A 4,213-nucleotide genomic window follows, 5' to 3' on the forward strand; every position below is an offset into this window, starting at 1 on the left:
CCGGCCAGCAGGTGCAGGACCAGTTCACGGTGGTGAGCCAGGATGGCACCGCCACCGGCACCATCACGGTGACCATCACCGGGACCAATGATGCCGCGACCGTCAGCTCGGACTCCAAGTCCGTCACTGAGGGCAACACCGCCGCCGCGCTCAACACCAGTGGCCAGCTCAGCATCACCGACCCGGATAGCGGCGAAGCCCATGTCCTGGCGCAGAGCAATGTGCACGGCACCTACGGCGACTTCACGATCGACGCCAACGGAGCCTGGACTTACGCCGGCAACGGCGCCCACAACGAGCTCACCGCCGGCCAGCAGGTGCAGGACCAGTTCACGGTGGTGAGCCAGGACGGCACCGCCACCGGCACCGTGACGGTGACCATCACCGGGACCAATGATGCGGCGACGGTCAGCTCGGACTCCAAGTCCGTCACCGAGGGCAATGCAGCCGCCGCCCTCAACACCTCCGGCCAGCTCACCATCACCGACCCCGACACCGGCGAAGCCCACGTCGTGGCGCAGAGCAATGTCCACGGCAGCTACGGCGACTTCACGATCGATGCCAACGGAGCCTGGACCTACGCCGGCAACGGTGCCCACAATGAACTCACCGCCGGGCAGCAGGTCCAGGACCAGTTCACGGTGGTGAGCCAGGACGGCACCGCCACCTGCACTGTGACGGTGACCATCACCGGGACCAATGATGCGGCGACGGTCAGCTCGGACTCCAAGTCCGTCACCGAAGGCAACACCGCGGCTGCGCTCAACACCAGCGGCCAGCTCACCATCACCGACCCCGACACTGGCGAAGCCCATGTCGTGGCGCAGAGCAATGTTCACGGCAGCTACGGCGACTTCTCGATCGGTGCCAACGGGGCCTGGAGCTACGCCGGCAATGGCGCCCACAACGAGCTCACCGCCGGCCAGCAGGTGCAGGATCAGTTCACCGTGACCAGCCAGGATGGCACCGCGAGCGGCACCGTGACCGTGACCATCACCGGCACCAACGATGCCGCGACCGTCTCGTCCGACGCGAAGTCCGTCACCGAGGGCAACACCGCCGCCGCGCTCAATGCAAGCGGCCAGCTCACGATTGTCGATCCTGACACCGGCGAAGCCCACGTTGTCGCACAGAGCAATGTCCACGGCACCTACGGCGACTTCACGATCGACGCCAATGGCGCCTGGAGCTACATCGGTAATGGCGCCCACAATGAGCTCACCGCCGGGCAGCAGGTGCAGGATCAGTTCACGGTGACCAGCCAGGATGGCACCGCGAGCGGCACCGTGACGGTGACCATCACCGGCACGAACGACGCCGCGACGGTTAGCTCTGACTCGAAGTCCGTCACCGAAGGCGACACCGCAGCCGCGCTCAACAGCAGCGGCCAGCTCACCATCACCGATCCCGACACCGGCGAAGCCCATGTCCTGGCGCAGAGCAATGTCCACGGCAGCTACGGCGACTTCTCCATCGATGCCAACGGCGCCTGGAGCTACACCGGCAACGGTGCCCACAATGAGCTCACCGCCGGCCAGCAGGTCCAGGACCAGTTCACGGTGGTGAGCCAGGACGGCACCGCCACCGGCACCGTCACGGTGACGATCACCGGGACCAATGACGCGGCAACGGTCAGCTCGGATTCGAAGGCCGTCACCGAGGCCGACACGGCCGCGGCACTCAATACCTCGGGCCAACTGACGATTGCGGATCCCGACACCGGCGAAGCCCACGTCGTGGCGCAGAGCAACGTTCATGGCAGCTACGGCGACTTCTCGATCGATGCCAATGGCGCCTGGAGCTATATCGGCAATGGCGCCCACAATGAGCTCACCGCCGGCCAGCAGGTGCAGGACCAGTTCACGGTGGTGAGCCAGGACGGTACCGCCACCGGCACCGTCACGGTGACGATCACGGGCACGAACGATGCCGCGACCGTCTCGTCCGACTCCAAGTCCGTCACCGAGGGCAACACCGCCGCTGCGCTCAACACCTCCGGGCAGCTCAGCATCACCGACCCGGACACGGGCGAAGCCCACGTCGTGGCGCAGGCCAACGTTCATGGCACCTACGGTGACTTCAGCATCGATGCCGACGGCGCCTGGAGCTACACCGGCAACGGCGCCCACAATGAGCTCACCGCCGGGCAGCAGGTGCAGGACCAGTTCACGGTGATGAGCCAGGACGGCACCGCCACCGGCACTGTGACGGTGACCATCACCGGGACCAATGACGCGGCAACGGTCAGCTCGGATTCGAAGGCCGTCACCGAGGCCGACACGGCCGCGGCACTCAATACCTCGGGCCAACTGACGATTGTGGATCCCGACACCGGCGAAGCCCACGTCGTGGCCCAGACCAACGTTCATGGCACCTACGGTGACTTCAGCATCGACGCCAACGGAGCCTGGAGCTACGTCGGCAACGGCGCCCACAATGAGCTCACCGCCGGCCAGCAGGTCCAGGATCAGTTCACCGTGACCAGCCAGGATGGCACCGCGAGCGGCACCGTGACCGTGACCATCACCGGCACCAACGATGCCGCGACGGTCTCTTCCGACACGAAGTCCGTCACCGAAGGCGACACGGCCGCGGCGCTGAACACCTCAGGGCAATTGACCATCACCGACCCCGACACTGGCGAAGCCCATGTCGTGGCGCAGAGCAACGTCCACGGCACCTACGGCGACTTCACGATCGACGCCAATGGCGCCTGGAGCTACATCGGTAATGGCGCCCACAATGAGCTCACCGCCGGGCAGCAGGTGCAGGACCAGTTCACGGTGGTGAGCCAGGACGGCACCGCCACCGGCACCGTCACGGTGACGATCACCGGGACCAATGACGCGGCAACGGTCAGCTCGGATTCGAAGGCCGTCACCGAGGCCGACACGGCCGCGGCACTCAATACCTCGGGCCAACTGACGATTGTGGATCCCGACACCGGCGAAGCCCATGTCCTGGCGCAGACCAACGTCCACGGCACTTACGGCGACTTCTCGATCGATGCCAACGGGGCCTGGAGCTACACCGGCAACGGCGCCCACAATGAGCTCACCGCCGGCCAGCAGGTGCAGGATCAGTTCACCGTGACCAGCCAGGATGGCACCGCGAGCGGCACCGTGACCGTGACCATCACCGGCACCAACGATGCCGCGACGGTCTCTTCCGACACGAAGTCCATCACCGAAGGCGACACGGCCGCGGCGCTGAACACCTCAGGGCAATTGACCATCACCGACCCCGACACCGGCGAAGCCCATGTCGTGGCGCAGAGCAACGTCCACGGCAGCTACGGCGACTTCTCGATCGACGCCAACGGGGCCTGGAGCTACGCCGGCAATGGCGCCCACAACGAGCTCACCGCCGGGCAGCAGGTGCAGGACCAGTTCACGGTGGCGAGCCAGGACGGCACCGCCACCGGCACCGTCACGGTGACCATCACCGGGACCAATGATGCGGCGACGGTCAGCTCGGACTCCAAGTCCGTCACCGAAGGCAATACTGCCGCCGCGCTCAACACTTCCGGCCAGCTGACCATCACCGATCCGGATACGGGCGAAGCCCACGTCGTGGCGCAGAGCAATGTCCACGGCACTTACGGCGACTTCAACATCGATGCCAATGGCACCTGGAGCTACACCGGCAACGGCGCCCACAATGAGCTCTCCGCCGGCCAGCAGGTGCAGGACCAGTTCACGGTGGTGAGCCAGGACGGCACCGCCACCGGGACCGTGACGGTGACGATCACCGGGACCAATGATGCGGCGACAGTCAGCTCGGACTCCAAGTCCGTCACCGAGGGCAATGCAGCCGCCGCCCTCAACACCTCCGGCCAGCTCACCATCACCGACCCGGATACTGGCGAAGCCCACGTCGTGGCGCAGAGCAATGTCCACGGCACTTACGGCGACTTCAACATCGATGCCAATGGGACCTGGAGCTACAGCGGCAACGGCGCCCACAATGAGCTCACCGCCGGCCAGCAGGTGCAGGACCAGTTCACGGTGGTGAGCCAGGATGGCACCGCCACCGGCACCGTCACGGTGACCATCACCGGGACCAACGATGCGGCCACGGTCTCGTCGGACTCCAAGTCCGTCGCTGAGGGCAACACCGCCGCCGCGCTGAACACTTCCGGCCAGCTGACCATCACCGATCCGGATACCGGTCAGGCCCATGTCGTGGCGCAGACCAACGTCCATGGCACCTA

General features: G+C 66.0%; 1 protein-coding gene. It reads left to right on the forward strand.

The window, feature by feature from the left end:
• Positions 1 to 4,213, forward strand: a 4,213-nt coding sequence (locus EAV90_RS38825) for a beta strand repeat-containing protein (protein WP_208738589.1), incomplete at both ends; no start/stop codon positions are given.

Origin of the sequence: Bradyrhizobium vignae (assembly GCF_004114425.1) — a bacterium.
Classification (GTDB): domain Bacteria; phylum Pseudomonadota; class Alphaproteobacteria; order Rhizobiales; family Xanthobacteraceae; genus Bradyrhizobium; species Bradyrhizobium vignae.